A 17153-nucleotide genomic window follows, 5' to 3' on the forward strand; every position below is an offset into this window, starting at 1 on the left:
TACTACGGGCTTATAGCCCGTGAGCAAACCACCCGTTTTACGGGTGGTTCTGATTGTTAAGGTATATTAGAATTCCATTGTGTTCTAGAATACTCGTTTTGAATTTAAATATCCTTCAAATGGCATCTAGTAGTATAGGTGTATGATCAGTTACATTGTAACCTATTATTTCTCAATATTAACGATGTTTACGATAACTTCTACGGCTTTTTTCATGTCATCAATACATGCGAATTCGTGACGACCATGTAGATTTTCTACGCCCGTAAAGATATTAGGAGTAGGGATGCCCATGAAGGAAATTTTAGAACCGTCTGTACCACCGCGGATAGGGTCACAAATAGGAGTGATACCGGCTTTTTCCATAGCAGCTTTGGCTACGTTAACGCATTCCATATTGTCTTTAATGATATCGTACATGTTGTAATATTGATCTTTTACAGATACTTCACATACTTCACGGCCGTAGATTTCATTTAATGTTTGACCAGCTTGTAAGAAGAATGCTTTTTTCGCTTCGAATAATTCTTTGTCATGGTCGCGGATAATATAGTTCATTTTACCTGTATCTACTTGTGTTTCCATGCTCATGAGCATGAAGAAGCCTTGACGACCACATGTATGTTCAGGAACAGCAGCACCTGGTAATAGAGAATCGAATTGCATTGCTAATTTAGCACAGTTGATCATAATGCCTTTGGCAGTGCCTGTATGAACAGATACACCTTTGAGGGTCACTGTACCGCCTGCAGCATTGAATGTTTCGTATTCAAGTTGACCGAGGCTTTCACCATCAATTGTATAGGCAAAATCAACAGGAAATTCTTTGACATCAAAGTGATCGGCGCCAGTGCCGATTTCTTCGTCTGGACCGAAAGCGCACATGATTTTTCCGTGCTTGATTTCTGGATGAGCTACGAGGTACGCGAGGGCTTCCATAATTTCACAGATACCCGCCTTGTCGTCGCCGCCGAGGAGCGTAAGACCATCTGTGACAACTAAGGATTTACCGATGTAATTCTTTAGATTAGGGAAATCTGCACGACGTGTGAAGATTTGATGTTCTTCGTTAAGGCAAATATCGCTGCCATCGTAATTTTCAACGATGCGAGGCTTAATATTTTCTGCGTTGTAGTCTGCTGTATCCATGTGAGCAATGAAGCCGATAGCAGGTGCTTTTTCATCTGTATTAGCATTTAATGTGCCGATAACAAAACCATTTTCACGGTTATAAATAACTTCATCTAAACCGATTGCTTTTAAATCAGGAACGAGCACATTAGTAGCAAAGTCTACTTGAGTTTGAGTACTTGGAATGGTTGTACTTTCCTCGTTAGACCGTGTATTTATGCTTGTGTAGCGTACAAAACGTTCAACCATTGGTTCCATAATAAGCCTCCTTGAGAGAATGTATTGAATATATAATTGGTTGATACCATAGTTAGACCTATTTAGCCTATATATCTTAATTGTAGACCAGTAGTACATAAAATGCAAAGTGTATCGGTGCATAATGTGTAAAAATATTCGTATTATGCATATAAAGCAATTGAAACGTGTATAGCACCATGATAGTATAAAGGTGGATAGATATACGTTTGTATTTTTTATGAGGAGGTTTTACTATGTCGGACGAAACTCGTTCTATTCCGCCCGTAGAACCCGTATTAGATCCTAAGAAGGATTACGTAGAGATTAACTCATATGTAGTATTCTGGGGCCTATTCTATGCGGCAATTTTCACACTGGCTGTAGGGTATTTATGTTTGAAAATTGGTCAAACAGTAGATGCCTTTGCTCCAGTATCTGTACTTGCTATGGGTACAGCAGTTATTTTGAAACGGCAAAATGCTTTTGCCGAAACGGTTCACATTCAGGCTATCGCTAGTTCTAGTACGAACACATTAGCTGGTGCCATGTTCTTCTTACCGGCTCTATACATTTGGAATGTTACAGATGTAACCTTTGTACAAATGGCGATTCCTATTATCCTTGGTGGCGTACTTGGTGTTCTATTATGCGTTATGTTCCGTCGCTACTTTGTTGAGGAAATGCACTATGTGTATCCGTTCCCAAGCGGTCGTGCTGCTGCTGAAGTGCTAATGAGTAATGAAGGTAGCAAAGCGAAACTTATGCTTGGTTCTGGCCTTATCGCTCTTGTATATGACTTTATTCTTAACAGCCTCGGCTGGTGGGAAGAGGTTATCCGTACTACCGCATTTAAATGGGGCACTGCTTTGGCAGATCAAACTAAGTTAAATGCTGCTGTAGATACAGATGCTGCATTGCTTGGCCTTGGTTACTTTACAGGCTTACGGTATGCAGCTATTATCGCAGCTGGTTCCTTCTTCTCTTGGTTCGTATGTATTCCAATTGTATACTATTTAGCTCCGGAACACATCATGCAAATCAATGGGCATGCAGTTCCACTTGCAGAAGCTCCTATTCGTAAAGTATTCTTAGACTATGTTCGCCATATTGGTATCGGTATGCTTGCTATGGCAGGTATTATCGGATTGCTCAATATGTCTAAGGTAGTAGCTAGTGTTGTAAAAAATGCAGTACTTGATATTTTCAGTTCCAAAACCGTTGATGTTAACTTGCTTCGTACACAACGTGACGTTCCTACATCTTGGATTGGCGCTGGCATCTTATTATGTACAGTTCTATTTGCAGCATATTTCCACTTTATGTATGCTGAAAGCTTCTCCCAAACAATCGTAGCATTCTTAATCGTTCTAATTATGTCCTTCTTATTATCTGTAGTAGGTATCAGCTCCATTGCTTATACAGGTACAGAACCAGTATCTGGTATGACAATCTTCATGATTATCATCTCCGCTGTATGCTTAACAGCTGCAGGTATGACTGGTAAAGTAGGTATGATTGCAGTCCTCATGATGGCTTCCTTCATCGGTACAACCATCGGTATGGCTGGTAACTTCATGTCTGAACTCAAAGTAGCGCACATGACAGGTGCTACACCTAAGAAAATGGAACAATGGCAAATCGTTGGTACCATTCTTTGTGCCGTACTTTCTGTAGGCGTTATGATCCTCTTGAACGATGCATATGGCTTCGTAGGAGACCATGCATTAAATGCTCCACAAGCGAATGCTATGGCTGCTATCATTGAGCCAATGATGACTGGTGGTAGTGCTCAATGGCCTCTATACATGGCTGGTGCATTATTTGCCATCATCTTGTGGATGGTAAAAGTTCCACCATTGGCATTTGCTCTTGGTACATACTTGCCAATGGAAATCAACACACCATTACTTATCGGTGGTTTGATTGCATACTTCGTACAAAATAGTACAAAAGATAAAGAATTGGCAGATCTTCGCTTCTCCAAAGGTAGCACAATTGCATCTGGTCTCGTAGCTGGTGGTGCTATTGGTTCTTTATTCAGTGCCGTACTTCGTATTGCCGGTGTTGATGTATTCGCTCAAGATTGGGTTGAAACACCAGAAGCAACATACCTCAGTATCGTAATGTACTTGTTACTCTGTGTATTCTTGTACAAAGTAGCTATGTACGTAAAAGCTAAAAAAGCTAAATAAAGAATAAGATATACTCTTAAGCATGTGAGTATTTTGTTTGATTAAAAATTGTTAGGAATTCTCCACTCTAGGGATGACCGCCTTTACCGAGTTTTTGTTTAATTGGTAAAGGCGGTCTTTTTATATAACTAATAACTTTTTTGATATAGCTAAAAACTATGTGAGTTTAAAACCTATTTATATGATTGGATTAATTGACCTCAACTATATCGAATGTTATCATAATACTATAATACCTTTAGAGGTATTATTTTTATTATGTCCATGTAATGTAAGTATAAATATAATAGTTGATTAAATAGAACTCCTGTTTCTAAGTATACAGGATTAAGTAGGGGCAATTATGAAATTTAAGAAAATCGCAGCTCTTTTAGGAGCTTTTACAATTGCTAGCAGCTTGTTTATCGCTGGTTGTGGCAATACAGGTACGAGTCAAAAGACATGGCGCGTCGGTACTGATGCGACCTATGCACCATTTGGATTTAAAGATAAAGATAGCGGTAAATTAGCTGGTTTTGATATTGATATTATCAATGCTATTGCAAAAGAAGAGGGCATTGAAGCGGATATTCAAAACTTGAACTTTGATGCACTGTTACCAGCATTACAAAGTAATACTATCGACATTGCTATTTCAGATATGACCATTTCTGAAGAACGAGCAAAATCTGTAGATTTCAGTAACCCATACTATATTGCAGGGAATGGTCTCGTTGTTAATATAGATAACACAAATATTAATAGCTTTAAGGATCTAGAAGGAAAACGTATTGGTGTATCTATCGGATCTACTGGTGCAGAAATTGCTAGCAAGATTCCAAATGCTGATGTACGCCAGTTCAATATCATCGTTGATGCCTTTTTAGAACTACAAAATAAAGGCGTCGATGTAGTTATTAACGATACGCCGGTAAATGAATATTATGTTAATGGGAAGGGTAAAGGTATCGCAAAAGTCACTGGAGAGGACTACGATGCGGCACCACTTGGTATTGCTGTGAAAAAAGGTAATACAGAGCTTCTCAATAAAATTAACGATGGCCTAGCTAAGATTAAAGCAAATGGCAAATATGCTGAGATTTATAAAAAATGGTTTGGTAAAGAGCCACCAGCAGAGGTATTAAAATAGTTTGTAGATAGTACCAAAATGTATTATCTGTTATAATACGTTTTGTAAACCTCGAATGGTATGAGGTAGTATAGAATAGGTGATATGATGGCTAAACGAAGAGCATTTTTAGATATAATTAAACAGAAGGGCGCCCTCGTTTTAGATGGTGGGTTAGGGTCAGAATTAGAACGTTATGGCTGTGATCTTCAACATAAGTTGTGGTCTGCCAAGGTTCTTATGGATCAACCGGATATCATCAAGAAAATACATATTTCCTACTTAGCGGCTGGTGCAGATATTATTCAAAGCTCTGGCTATCAAGCTACGGTAGCAGGCTTTAAAGGATTAGGGCTTGGTACGGAAGAGGCTATAGAACTCGTTAAATTATCTGTTCGTCTAGCAGTACAAGCTCGTAATGAGTTCGTGGAAGCCAAGGCAAGTGGGGCGCTTATACTTAGAGGCATTAAGCTAGGAGAAGAAACAGCAGACGGCGTTAAATATTTTTCCGAAGGTGCATTACCTAAACCATTAGTAGCAGCTTCTGTAGGCCCATACGGAGCTTTTTTAGCGGATGGCTCTGAGTACCGTGGTTATCCTGGCGTACAAACTGAGTATCTCGAGGTGTTCCATATTCCTCGCTTAGCCTTATTCTGTGAAGAAAATCCTGATATACTATCCTTTGAAACAATACCATCCTATGATGAAGCTATTGCGATTGCTCGGGCCATGTCTGATCCATATACATCAAGAGGGATTCCTGGATGGATTGCCTTCTCTTGTAAGGATGAACATCATGTCTCTAGTGGAGAAACAATCATTAAATGCGCGGAAATGATCGATAAGGTTCGTCCTATAACTGGCATTGGTATCAATTGTACTAAACCTGAATATGTAGAGTCTTTGGTTAAGGATGTTCGTACAGTTACTGATAAACCAATTGCGGTATATCCAAATCTTGGTGAAAGTTATGATAGTGAAACTAAGACTTGGTATGGTGACCCAGGATCCTTTGTTGATTATGTAGATTCATGGCGCGAGGCCGGTGCTAATATTATAGGTGGATGCTGTCGAACGACACCTGAAATCATCGGTGATATTGCTAAAAAAATTCATAAATAACTAGTAAGTAAATAGAAAGGCTATTCCTTTAGATAGGAATAGCCTTTTTAGATTTTAGTAAAAGATTATTAGCTTGTGGTATGTGATATAGAAACGGAAATAGTAATGTAAATATAATAAAAGAGGTGATATATTAGTATTACCTCTTCTTTTGGAATAATAAAAAAGCAGTGCCTAAGCACTGCTTTTATTATGGCGGAGAGACAGGGATTTGAACCCTGGGTACGGGATAACCGCACACATGATTTCCAATCATGCTCCTTCAGCCGCTCGGACACCTCTCCATGTATTCTGTTGTGTAACAGGTACTTGTATAGTATATTAGATAGGAGTTTAGATGTCAAGAAAATTTTTGATGGAGTATAGTATTTTCGATAGCTATTTATTGTGTTTATATATGTCTCCTTCTGCATTGCTTTCAATACATGTCCATTCTGATTTATCTAGACTATTAGGAAACTGATCAGAATCTGTTAATAAATAGATGGCGGTATTGGAAGGTAATTCGTTAGCATAAGCTAAGGGCATGATTTTTTTGGCATCCCATGATAAACTCATAGGATTTATAGAATTATCTGAGGTTGCTTCCAATTTATAAATTGTGTGATTGCTATAGTACGTAGTTGATACACGATAATCATGACGCGCACTGATAATCATTGCATTATCGGAAATAGTATTGAGGATGTATTGACTGGTAATAACAGACGATGCATGATTCATTAGCGGCATCGCTACTGTATAGGTTAATATACCATACAACATTACAGTTAATAGTGCTGCTTTCCGAATGAAACGATAATGTGGTTTACATACTATCGCAATAAGTATTGTCATAGGTGCAAGAGCTGGGAAGGTATATGTTGTATACTTAGTAGCCATACAAGTAAAGAATATAAGTACAGTTAAGGCCCATATACCTAAAAAGGTGGTGAAGGGGGTTATATGATTGTGTTTTTGTAAGCTCTTTCTTTGTGTATAAAGCTTACAGGATACAATAAAAGACCATGGGAATAGGGCGATGAGTGTTACAATAATGTAGTAATACCATACATTGAATTGGGGATGTTCTGACACAGTGGCACGTAACCAGTTATGGACTCCCAAAAATACATTGATAAAATCACTACCATGCATTGTATACATATAGATATACCAACTCCCACCTATGAAAGTAAGTAGTAATAAGCCTACTGGTATTTTAAGATGTAATAATTCTTTGAGATTATGTGATATAGCTAAATATATGAGGATGATGAGTCCTGGCAATAAAAATCCAATAGGACCTTTTGTTAATACTGCTAGGGCGGCTCCTATATAAGCTATATAATAGTACGTAGCATATTTTTGATGTAACATATGCTTTCGGTACCCAATATAAAAACTCATCAAGGTAATATTGATGAATAATACTAGCGTCATATCGGTAATGACAGCTTTGGAGATAATCCAGAATTCCGCACAGGTAGCATATAAAATGGCGGCGATAACAGCCGTCTTTTTTCCTCGTATCTGATGTACAAAGCTATAGAGTAATCCAATATTCATTACTCCTAATAAGGCGGAGAAAAAGCGTGCTCCAAAATTAGAAATGCCGAATAGTTTGTAACTTATGATAAGCTCTACATAATAAAAGATAGGTTTATCATACCAATAGTGGTTAAAAATCTGAGGAGAAAAATAGTTTTGATTTAATAACATTTCCTTTGCTGTTAAAGCATAATTGGATTCCACAGGATCCGTAATGGCAAGGTCCGCATTTCCTAGAAGATATAGTATTCCTGAGATTATTAGGATTATTGTTATAAGAAAGTATTTAGCATGGATCCATTTACTACAAATTTGTGGCATATTTATTAGTCCTTTTTAGTTTGAAAGTCAAATTATTTTGTGAAACGCTTAGTTAAGGGGCGTTGAGACTCTATAATGAGACCGCTGGATCGTTTAAATATAGTGCTAAGTTGTCTTTGCATATGTTTTAAATTACTGATATATGGTGTAATTCTTTGCTTGAGTAACTTATTATATAAAAGAAATAACACATAGGTAATAATAAAACCACCGATAATATCTATAGGGTAATGATGACCTACAAATATTTTGGCAAATCCTGTAAGAAGTGTTAGGGCAATTAAAATGGAGCCTAATCTTTTATATACAGCAAATAGAGATAGAGCTATAGCGCTCATTCCCATAGCATGTGTACTTGGAAAGCTTGGATCCGCACTGTGTGCTAGCAATAGATTAACTGTATGGGATACGAATGGTCGTGGCTCTACATAGAACAAACCGATTACTTGATGTATAGCAAGCGTAATTCCTAATAGTAAGATTGTATGTATGCTATTCATCGTAAGCTCTTTATCTTTTGTATAAAGGCCAAGCCCTAATAGGGTCGCTACTAGTATAGCCATGATTGGTGCACTAAATTTTACTATATAAATCATGAATTGATCTAAAATTGGGCTTATACCTGCTAGATTATTAATGACTTGAAACAATTCGTAGTTCATAATTCCTCCTAATGTTGAGTATGGTTTTCTTAATGCATACATCATATCGGAGAAATCTTACGAAAATCTTACGACCTTATAACAATATTAGAAAGGTGTAAAGATGGTATAGGATAATGTTATTTTTATGCTTATAATGGAGCTATTAAAGGAGGATTTTATGAATACATGGTTTCAAAACCTAAAAGTACAATATAAATTATTGCTCAGTAATTTATTAATGATAGTGATACCACTTATTACACTATTCCTACTGGTTGGTGGCATTTGGAGTTTGTTGCGGTTTTCTAACCCTATAGAGCAGCGCTCTTGGATGATGTTAGCACCTAGTACCATACAATCTCAAATCCTTCAATTCGAACTAGAACAAATAAATAAAAAGTTATTATCTAAAGACACGACAGTGTTTAGCTTACGTAATAATACATCTGTTATAGAAGCTCAAGGCGTTGATGTTGTTATTATGAAAGATGATACAGTACTATATATGACACCCGACAGTGATGGTGACCATATAGTGTCTACTATCAAAAAAATAGGGTTGATTACAGATAATGATAGTAGATACTATGAATGGGATGGTGATCGGTTGACATATGTTAATCGTTATGATGACGGTATGTTAGTCATTGGAGCGGGACACATCCCCTTTATGGCAAAATCGATGGGACATGAAACAGATGAGAAGGTACTGGTAGAGTTTCTGTTTGGCCTAGCTCTTGCTTTAGTAGTGGCATCGGCTGTATTTGGTGGTATTTATATTGCCAATCGCTTGTCTAAGCAAATTTTATTACCTTTACAATATCTTCAAAGGGCTGCTATAGATATTAAGAAAGGGGTTACGCCTAGTCTTATTAAAGTGACCTATCATGATGAGTTAGGAGAAACTTGTGAAGCTTTTAATAATATGCAAAGATCCTTAGCCCGGGAAAAGCAATTGCGTGAAGATTATGAAGAGAAACGTAGGCAAATGATTGCAGGCATTTGCCATGATATCGCAACACCGCTTACATCTGTTAAGGGCTATGCAAGTGGTATTTTAGATGGTGTTGCACGAACTCCAGAAAAGCAAACTCATTATGTACAAATGATATATACTATGGCTGGTAATATTGAGAAATTAGTATCTATGCTGTCTGATTTTTCAAAGCTTGAGCTTGGGCAGATTGTGTATGATTATAGACCGGTTAGTTTGAATCAAGTTATTTCTGAATATATAGAAAGACATAAAGGAGATTTTGAAGATAAAGGGATTATACTGGTAGAGTCCTATGGTGAATCTGACCGACTTGTTAGAACTGATGTAAAACAATTTGTACGAATACTAGATAATTTATTTTCCAATAGTTGGAAATATAGGAGTACAGAGCCACTTAAGATTAATATTAGTACTGTCTATCAGAATAATAGGGTCCGACTCACCATTACCGATAATGGAATGGGTGTACCAGAAGCATCATTAAATCAATTATTTGACATATTTTTCCGCACCGATGAGGCTCGTAGTGAAGTGGCTAACGGGAATGGGATAGGTCTTGCCATTGTAAAACAAATTGTAATGGATATGGATGGACAAATTTGGGCCGAACAGGGTTTGAATGGTTCCGGCCTATCGATTATTATGGAATTTCCAATTATGACAGAGTTGGAGGACGCATGAAAAAAATCTTAATCATAGAAGATGATAAAGGGATTTCCGAGTTGGAAAGGGATTATTTAGAGATTGAAGGGTTTGAAGTTGAGATTGTCTCTGATGGGGTAATGGGGGTAGAAAAAGCTATACAAAATGATTATAACTGTATCATTTTAGATATAATGCTACCTAAAAAGGACGGATTCTCCATATGTAAAGATATTCGTATGAAGAAGGAAGTACCGATTATAATGGTTAGTGCTAAACGTGAAGATATAGATAAAATTAGAGGTTTAGGATTAGGAGCAGATGATTATTTAATCAAGCCGTTTAGTCCTGTAGAACTTGTAGCGCGTGTGAAATCTCATATTCAACGTTTTGAAAGAATACTTGCATCTACTGTCCCACCTATGGTAGTTGAAGAACCTAAAATTACGGCGGGGCATCTTGAAATTAATTTGGCATCTCATATGGTGCTACTCCATGATGAGGTTGTACCATTAACACCAAGAGAGTATGAGATTCTAGTCCTTTTAGCCAAACATCCAAGCCGCGTATTTACTAAAGATGAGATTTTTGAAAAGCTGTGGGAAGCAGATTCTTTTGGTGAAACATCTACGGTCATGGTTCATGTGAATCGATTACGTATGAAGGTGGATAAGAAGTATGATGGTGAAGAATATATAGATACCGTATGGGGTGTAGGGTATCGATTCCACCAATGGGAAAATTATAAAATAATTAAATAGAAAAAAAGCTAGAGGCTCATAGATTTTTTATCTACGAGCCTCTAGCTTTTTTATTCAATTATAATACTTCTTTGATTTCAGCTGCATCGATGGATGCTTTGATATCGTCTGCCATTTTTTCGATTTTTGGAAGATCTTCTGGTTTTAAAGAGGATTTGATATCAAGTGGTTCGGATACGATTTCAATGTCTTTGAAGTCGTTTTCAAAGTGAGCAACCATTGTTTTCATTGCAGCAGATGCCCAAGAGTGGTTACCAATGATGGATACCTTATGGTTTTGGAAGTTAAGTGCTTTCAATTCATGAATGAAGTTTTCCATAGTAAGGTATAGGTTCAAATTGTATGTAGGTGCAATTGTTACCAAGTTAGTGTATTTCCAAGCATCAGCGATGATGTAGGAAGCATTAGTTTTGGAAACATCGTAGATTTTGATATCTGTGACGCCGCGTTTGGACAATTGCTTAGCCAATTGTTGTGCAATAGCACGAGTGTTACCATACATAGAACCGAAGGCAATAACAACACCTTTTTTACAAGCTGTGTAGCTGGACCAGTGCAAGTATTTGCGCAAGATATAATCGATAGTTTCAGGTGTACGCCAGATAGGACCATGAAGTGGAGCAATACGCTTGATGTCAAGACCAGAAACTTTACGGATTGCATTTTGTACTTGAGGACCGTATTTACCAACTATATTTGTGTAGTAACGACGAGCTTCATCTTCGTAGGTAGCAACGTAATCAGTTTGGTCTGCAAAGATGTTACCGTTAACTGTACCGAATGTACCGAAAGCATCTGCAGAGAATAATGTACCAGTAGATTTTTCATATGTACAAGTTACTTCTGGCCAGTGAACCATAGGCATAGTGTAGGAAACTAGTGTATGTTTACCTAGGCAGATTTCGTCGCCTTCTTTTACTGTGTAGTATTGATCAGGTTTTGGAGAATTGTAGAATTGTTCAAACATGCGGAATGTTGTAGCGTTACCAACCATTTTACAGTTTGGATAGCGTTCCAATGTTTCCAACAATGTTTGGCAATGGTCTGGTTCCATATGATTTACGATGATGTAATCAAGGTCGCGACCATTTAATAGATGAGTCAAGTTATCAAAGTATTCTTCGCGAATTTCTGCATCAACAGAGTCTACAACGCAAGTTTTTTCATCGTCGATGAAATAGCTGTTATAGCTAACACCATTTGGAATAGGGAATAAGTTTTCAAAACGTTCTGTAGTCCAGTCATTACTACCAATCCAGTAGATATTATGGGTCATTTTCTGAGCACAATGCATAATAAAATCCTTTCTTAACTCACATTTGTTATGTATCGGTTTACACGAATTCTCATGTTCGTAAATATATCATCAATTTATAATACTAATATTTTCGAAAAAAATCAATATTGAAAAGCCTACCCCAAGGAGTAGGCTTTCACATGAAAGAATAGTCATAAATTATTTAAAGTATTTTACACCAGATGTAAAGATTGGCATTTCTAATTGGCCAGGAATGTTTTTGCTAATACCAAGACCACAGCGTTCGGAGTGTGCCATTTTACCAAATACGCGACCATCAGGACTATAAATACCTTCAATAGCAGCTACAGATTGGTTAGGGTTGAAGCGGCTATCCATGGATGCAATACCATCAAAGTCTACATATTGTGTAGCAATTTGACCAGTTTTATTGAATTCCAATACTTGTTGAGGGGATGCGATGAAGCGACCTTCACCGTGAGAGATAGGTACAGTGTAGATTTCGCCTGCTTTAGCATCGCTCATCCAAGGGGATTTTGTAGAAATAACTTTAGTGTTAACCATACGAGACAAGTGACGACCAATGGTGTTATACGTCAAAGTAGAATGGTCAGCAGTTAAGGTTTCAATATGACCACCTGGCAACAAGCCTAATTTGATAAGTGCTTGGAAGCCGTTACAAATACCAAGTACAAGGCCATCTTGTTTGTACAAGAGATTTTCTAGGCCTTCAGCAAGGTATGGATTACGGAAGAGGGTAGCCATAAATTTGCCAGAACCATCTGGCTCATCGCCAGCACTGAAACCACCAGGAAACATAAGAATTTGAGATTCTGCTAATTTAGCTTTGATTACGTCGATAGATTCTTTTAATTGTTCTGGTGTTTGGTTTCGAATTACTACAATATCTGTTTCGGCCCCAGCTCGTTCAAAGGCACGAGCCGCATCAAATTCGCAGTTTGTACCAGGGAATACGGGTATGAGAACTTTAGGTTTGGCACCTAAGGATGTACTGCGAGGTTTAGCGTGTTGATCATGGATGTACGCTACTGCTTCTCCAGAGCCATTTGGAGCATGCATAGGGAATATATCGTTGAGTGGAGCTTCATAAGTTGCTTGGATCTCCTTGAGTGATATGGATTGATCAGCCCATTCAATAACTGGATTTGCTTGTGTTACACCGATTACTTTTAAACCTGGTAACTCTAAGAGATAGTTAACAGCTTTAATGTCTACCTCTACGATAAATGCACCAAGAGCCGGTTGGAAAATAGCTCGTTCAGCATATTTATCGAATTTAACACCAATATTATTGCCGAGGGCCATTTTTGTGACAGCTTCAGGGATGCCGCCTTGGTCAACTACATAAGCAGAGTAAACACGACCTTTTTGAATTTGTTCTTGCAAGGTATCGCAATTTTCTTTGAAACGATCCCAATCTGGAGTGTCGTCGTACATGCGAGGTACATCGAAGAATACGAGGCGATGGTCTACGCCTTTAAGCTCTTGACTCACAATGTTATCTACATGAGCTGTACCAACCGCAAAGGATACAAGGGTAGGAGGAACTGTAAGATCCATAAATGTACCACTCATAGAATCTTTGCCACCAATAGCACCGATTTCAAGTTCTTTTTGCGCTTTATAAGCGCCTAGTAAAGCTGCTACAGGTTTACCCCAGGATTCCTTAGAGTTGAGGCGTTCAAAGTACTCTTGTAATGTTAAGTATGCATCTTCACGGCGACCGCCGAGAGCTACTAGCTTAGCGACAGATAAAAGTACAGCATATTGGGCACCATGGTATGGGCTCCAAGCAGATAATTCTGGTACAAAGCCATGTGTCATGATGCTAGCTGTAGTAGTTTCACCATTTAATACAGGTAATTTTGCGACCATACCTTGAGTAGGTGTCTTTTGGAACTTACCACCGAATGGCATGAGTACCGTATTAGCACCAACTGTACTATCAAAGCGCTCTGCTAAACCTTGTTGAGAAGCTGTATTTAAATCAGATACGGCTGCAAGCCATTTTTCTTTAAAGTTATCTGCACTAGAAGAACCACGTAAGAAGTAAGAGCGATCCGCTGGAGCTGTTACTATAGCTTCTTGCTGTTGGCTTGCACCATTTGTATTTAAGAAGTCGCGGCTAATATCTACAATTGTTTCGCCATTCCAGTTCATGATGAGACGATTTGTGTCAGTTACATCTGCTACAACTGTACATTCTAAGTTTTCTTCGTCGCAATATGCTTTAAATGCATCTACATCGGTAGCGGAGATAACGCAAGCCATACGCTCTTGGGATTCAGAAATGGCCAATTCTGTACCATCAAGGCCAGCGTATTTTTTAGGCACTAAATCAAGGTTAATAGTTACGCCATCTGTTAATTCACCGATGGCAACGGATACACCGCCAGCACCAAAGTCATTACAACGTTTGATGAGTGTAGTTACTTCACCACGACGGAAGAGGCGTTGAATTTTGCGTTCCGTAAGGGCGTTGCCTTTTTGTACCTCGGCACCGCATGTGGAAAGGGATTCTACGGTATGTTCTTTAGAGGAACCTGTAGCACCACCACAGCCATCGCGACCAGTTTTACCGCCCAGTAATACTACAACATCACCTGGAACTGGTACTTCGCGGCGTACTTGATTGCGTGGAGCTGCACCGATAACAGCGCCAATTTCCATGCGTTTTGCTACGTAGCCAGGATGGTAATATTCTTTTACTTCACCTGTAGCAAGACCGATTTGGTTGCCGTAAGAGGAATAGCCACGAGCTGCTTCTTGCGTAATTTTCTTTTGTGGTAATTTACCTTCTAATGTATCTTCAAGGCTAGTATGTGGATCACCAGAGCCAGTGATGCGCATTGCTTGGTATACATAGGCGCGGCCGCTCAATGGATCGCGGATACAACCGCCTAAGCAGGTAGCCGCACCGCCAAATGGTTCGATTTCAGTAGGGTGGTTGTGGGTTTCATTTTTGAATAATAACAACCATTCTTCAGTTTTTCCGTCTACATCAACAGGGACGATGATAGTACATGCATTGATTTCATCGGATTCATCGAGATTTGTTAAACCACCAGCATGGCGCAATTCTTTTACAGCTAATGTAGCCATGTCCATGAGGGAGCGCGCTTTTTTCTTAGATGTATAGAGCTCAGCACGACCTTCCATGTATTCTTCGAGGGCTTCTTCAATAGGGCCTGTAAAGCGACTTGCTTCGATAGAGATATCCGTTAACTCTGTCATAAATGTGGTATGACGGCAGTGGTCGGACCAATATGTATCGAAGAGGCGAATTTCTGTAATCGTAGGATCCCGGTGTTCTACCTCTGCATATTGTTGTCTAATCATTTGAAGGTCCGCTAATGTCATAGCAAGACCATAGTTTTTGATAAGTCCTTCTAACTCAGCATCGCTCATTGTCGTAAAGCCATCGATAGTTGCCACTGGTTTTGGGTCCTCTAAATTGAGAGCCAAAGTGTTAGGTAATTCAAGGCTTGCTTCGCGGGAATCAACTGGGTTAATATAGTATGCTTTGATGGCATTTTCTTGTTCTTTTGTGAAAGTACCTTCGATAGCAAATACACGAGCACAGCGAACAATATGGCCAGATGTAAGGGTTAGCATAGAAATACATTGCTCAGCACTATCGGCGCGTTGATCGTATTGACCTGGTACATATTCAACAGCGAATACGAAACCTTGTACAGCTGGAATTTCTTCTAATACTGTATCCACAGGAGGTTCGGAGAAAATTAAATTTTTCGCAGATTCTAAATCTTTGGTATCTAAATTTTCAATATCATATCGTTCATAAATGGTAACACCTGTAACAGGTATAGATAATTCCTGTTGCAAGGTCTGTAACATGCGTTGTGCTTCTTGGTTGAAAGATTCTCGTTTTGTTACGAATAATCGTTGTATAGCCATTGTAGCCTCCTGTAATGTATATAATTCCCTATGGGATATTGACAAATTAAGTATAGTAGGTCTAGACTTATAAGTAAAGATAATCTTACTTATAAAAAGATTAGAAATACTAATAAATATGAAAAATTCATGAAGGTCATAAGACCTAATATTCATGAAGTTTTCTACATATTCATTATATATTGAGAGTTCATCGTTATAATATAATAAATGATATGTATAGTTAAAAGTAAGACGTTACTATTAGTATATAACAGAGGTGAATAAAATGGCAGTATCTGCAGATTTATATAGAACCTTTTTAGGGGTAGGCTTATATTTATCCTTTTCTCGTGCCGCAAAAGAACTAGGTGTGTCTCAATCCGCCATCAGTCAAAGCATTAAACAATTAGAAGGGGAACTGAATATGCCTCTTTTCGTGCGTACTACAAAATCTGTAGGATTCACGCCGGAAGGTAAGGAATTGTTCGATACGGTAGCTAAAGCGTTCTCCATCCTTGATAATGGGGTGACTCAATTACAAGAACGTGTTAGCCAAGCTTATGAAAGTTTAAACCTTGCTGCTACAGATACATTATGTCGCCATTTCTTATTACCATATTTCCATAAATGGCAATTGCAAGAAAGTGAAATCGGATTGCATATCATTAATCGTCCATCCCCTGATTGCGTAGAGTTGGTACTCAATAAAGAGGCTCAGTTAGCGGTGGTTAATGATTATGAAGGCTTGCGTGATAATCCTCAATTAGAGGTCACTACATTGGCTACAATTCAAGATGTATTTGTTGGTGGCCCTGACTATAAAGGGGCAGGGTTCTTTGATCAAGGTCGTTTACTTAACGAGCCTATTTTATTATTACATAAGGGCTCTGCGAGCCGTACCTTCTTTGATGAAGTAACACATGGTGCATGCCGTAAACCTCGTTTTGAACTTGGTAGCGTCGATGTATTGCTCGATCTTGTAGAAATTAATATGGGCATTTCCATGTTGCCTAACCATGTAGTGCAACAAAAGATGCAAGAAGGCTCCATCGTGCGTATCGATACAGATATTCCTGTACCGACCCGTGATATTGTACTTGTCCGTTCTCGTTTGGTACCTCAATCTGAAGGGGCTGCGCGCTTCACATCCTTGCTTATTAATCGTGAAAGCACTCGTGATAAGGTCTTATAATTATAAGACACACTTTTTGAGAGATTTCAGAAAGTGTGTCTTTTTATATTTTAGACTAGTCTTATCTGTGCTATATTATATTGTTATAAACCTG

The 17153-nt window shown here is 38.4% G+C and carries 11 protein-coding genes and 1 tRNA gene; 6 read left to right on the forward strand and 6 right to left on the reverse strand.

Going from position 1 to position 17153, the window contains the following annotated elements:
- Positions 1-165: 165 nt before the first annotated feature.
- Positions 166-1389 carry a peptidase T gene (gene pepT, locus QZ548_RS02245; protein WP_295867892.1) on the reverse strand — a complete coding sequence of 408 codons (1224 nt, stop codon included), beginning with the start codon at positions 1387-1389 and terminating at the stop codon, positions 166-168.
- A 236-nt stretch (positions 1390-1625) separates the two neighbouring features.
- Between pepT and QZ548_RS02250 the strand changes: the two genes are divergently transcribed.
- The 3 genes from QZ548_RS02250 to mmuM all read left to right on the forward strand — a co-directional run bounded on the left by QZ548_RS02250 (position 1626) and on the right by mmuM (position 5793).
- Positions 1626-3563, forward strand: a complete 1938-nt coding sequence (locus QZ548_RS02250; protein WP_119208625.1) for an OPT family oligopeptide transporter — start codon at positions 1626-1628, stop codon at positions 3561-3563.
- A 343-nt stretch (positions 3564-3906) separates the two neighbouring features.
- Positions 3907-4692 carry a basic amino acid ABC transporter substrate-binding protein gene (locus QZ548_RS02255; protein WP_295867894.1) on the forward strand — a complete coding sequence of 262 codons (786 nt, stop codon included), beginning with the start codon at positions 3907-3909 and terminating at the stop codon, positions 4690-4692.
- A gap of 87 nt (positions 4693-4779) precedes the next feature.
- Positions 4780-5793, forward strand: a complete 1014-nt coding sequence (gene mmuM / locus QZ548_RS02260; RefSeq protein ID WP_308522328.1) for a homocysteine S-methyltransferase — start codon at positions 4780-4782, stop codon at positions 5791-5793.
- Between the two features lie 193 nt (positions 5794-5986).
- Here the strand turns inward: mmuM and QZ548_RS02265 are convergent.
- The 3 genes from QZ548_RS02265 to QZ548_RS02275 all read right to left on the reverse strand — a co-directional run bounded on the left by QZ548_RS02265 (position 5987) and on the right by QZ548_RS02275 (position 8306).
- A tRNA-Ser gene (locus QZ548_RS02265) sits at positions 5987-6077 on the reverse strand.
- Positions 6078-6171: 94 nt separating this feature from the next.
- Complete coding sequence (locus QZ548_RS02270; RefSeq protein WP_295867898.1) at positions 6172-7644, reverse strand: glycosyltransferase family 39 protein; 1473 nt, start codon at positions 7642-7644, stop codon at positions 6172-6174.
- A 32-nt stretch (positions 7645-7676) separates the two neighbouring features.
- Positions 7677-8306, reverse strand: coding sequence for a phosphatase PAP2 family protein (locus tag QZ548_RS02275; RefSeq protein WP_295867901.1), 630 nt, complete (start codon positions 8304-8306; stop codon positions 7677-7679).
- Positions 8307-8466: 160 nt separating this feature from the next.
- On the opposite strand from QZ548_RS02275, the gene QZ548_RS02280 reads away from it, so the two are divergent.
- Both QZ548_RS02280 and QZ548_RS02285 read left to right on the forward strand, forming a co-directional pair.
- A complete protein-coding gene (locus QZ548_RS02280; protein WP_295867903.1) occupies positions 8467-9966 on the forward strand; it encodes a HAMP domain-containing sensor histidine kinase in 1500 nt (499 codons plus the stop codon).
- The gene (locus QZ548_RS02285; RefSeq protein WP_295867906.1) at positions 9963-10688 is read left to right on the forward strand and encodes a response regulator transcription factor; all 726 of its coding nucleotides are present in this window, start codon (positions 9963-9965) and stop codon (positions 10686-10688) included. Before QZ548_RS02280 ends, QZ548_RS02285 begins: the two co-directional genes overlap by 4 nt.
- Positions 10689-10746: 58 nt before the next feature.
- Here QZ548_RS02285 and QZ548_RS02290 read toward each other — a convergent pair whose 3' ends face one another.
- Together QZ548_RS02290 and QZ548_RS02295 are read right to left on the reverse strand one after the other, a co-directional pair.
- Positions 10747-11982, reverse strand: a complete 1236-nt coding sequence (locus QZ548_RS02290) for an FprA family A-type flavoprotein (RefSeq protein WP_105094716.1) — start codon at positions 11980-11982, stop codon at positions 10747-10749.
- Between the two features lie 162 nt (positions 11983-12144).
- Positions 12145-15885, reverse strand: coding sequence for a phosphoribosylformylglycinamidine synthase (locus tag QZ548_RS02295; RefSeq protein ID WP_295867910.1), 3741 nt, complete (start codon positions 15883-15885; stop codon positions 12145-12147).
- A 268-nt stretch (positions 15886-16153) separates the two neighbouring features.
- Here QZ548_RS02295 and QZ548_RS02300 point away from each other — a divergent pair, with 268 nt between their 5' ends.
- Positions 16154-17059, forward strand: coding sequence for a LysR family transcriptional regulator (locus QZ548_RS02300; RefSeq protein WP_024064082.1), 906 nt, complete (start codon positions 16154-16156; stop codon positions 17057-17059).
- The last annotated feature ends 94 nt before the right edge of the window (positions 17060-17153 follow it).

It is taken from the genome of uncultured Veillonella sp., from assembly GCF_915069625.1.
Taxonomy (GTDB): Bacteria; Bacillota; Negativicutes; order Veillonellales; family Veillonellaceae; genus Veillonella.

Bases quoted from the DNA above. Each gene is read 5' to 3' on its own strand.
- pepT (WP_295867892.1), bottom strand. From the start codon at position 1,389: ATGGAACCAATGGTTGAACGTTTTGTACGCTACACAAGCATAAATACA.
- QZ548_RS02250 (WP_119208625.1), top strand. From the start codon at position 1,626: ATGTCGGACGAAACTCGTTCTATTCCGCCCGTAGAACCCGTATTAGAT.
- QZ548_RS02255 (WP_295867894.1), top strand. From the start codon at position 3,907: ATGAAATTTAAGAAAATCGCAGCTCTTTTAGGAGCTTTTACAATTGCT.
- mmuM (WP_308522328.1), top strand. From the start codon at position 4,780: ATGGCTAAACGAAGAGCATTTTTAGATATAATTAAACAGAAGGGCGCC.
- QZ548_RS02270 (WP_295867898.1), bottom strand. From the start codon at position 7,644: ATGCCACAAATTTGTAGTAAATGGATCCATGCTAAATACTTTCTTATA.
- QZ548_RS02275 (WP_295867901.1), bottom strand. From the start codon at position 8,306: ATGAACTACGAATTGTTTCAAGTCATTAATAATCTAGCAGGTATAAGC.
- QZ548_RS02280 (WP_295867903.1), top strand. From the start codon at position 8,467: ATGAATACATGGTTTCAAAACCTAAAAGTACAATATAAATTATTGCTC.
- QZ548_RS02285 (WP_295867906.1), top strand. From the start codon at position 9,963: ATGAAAAAAATCTTAATCATAGAAGATGATAAAGGGATTTCCGAGTTG.
- QZ548_RS02290 (WP_105094716.1), bottom strand. From the start codon at position 11,982: ATGCATTGTGCTCAGAAAATGACCCATAATATCTACTGGATTGGTAGT.
- QZ548_RS02295 (WP_295867910.1), bottom strand. From the start codon at position 15,885: ATGGCTATACAACGATTATTCGTAACAAAACGAGAATCTTTCAACCAA.
- QZ548_RS02300 (WP_024064082.1), top strand. From the start codon at position 16,154: ATGGCAGTATCTGCAGATTTATATAGAACCTTTTTAGGGGTAGGCTTA.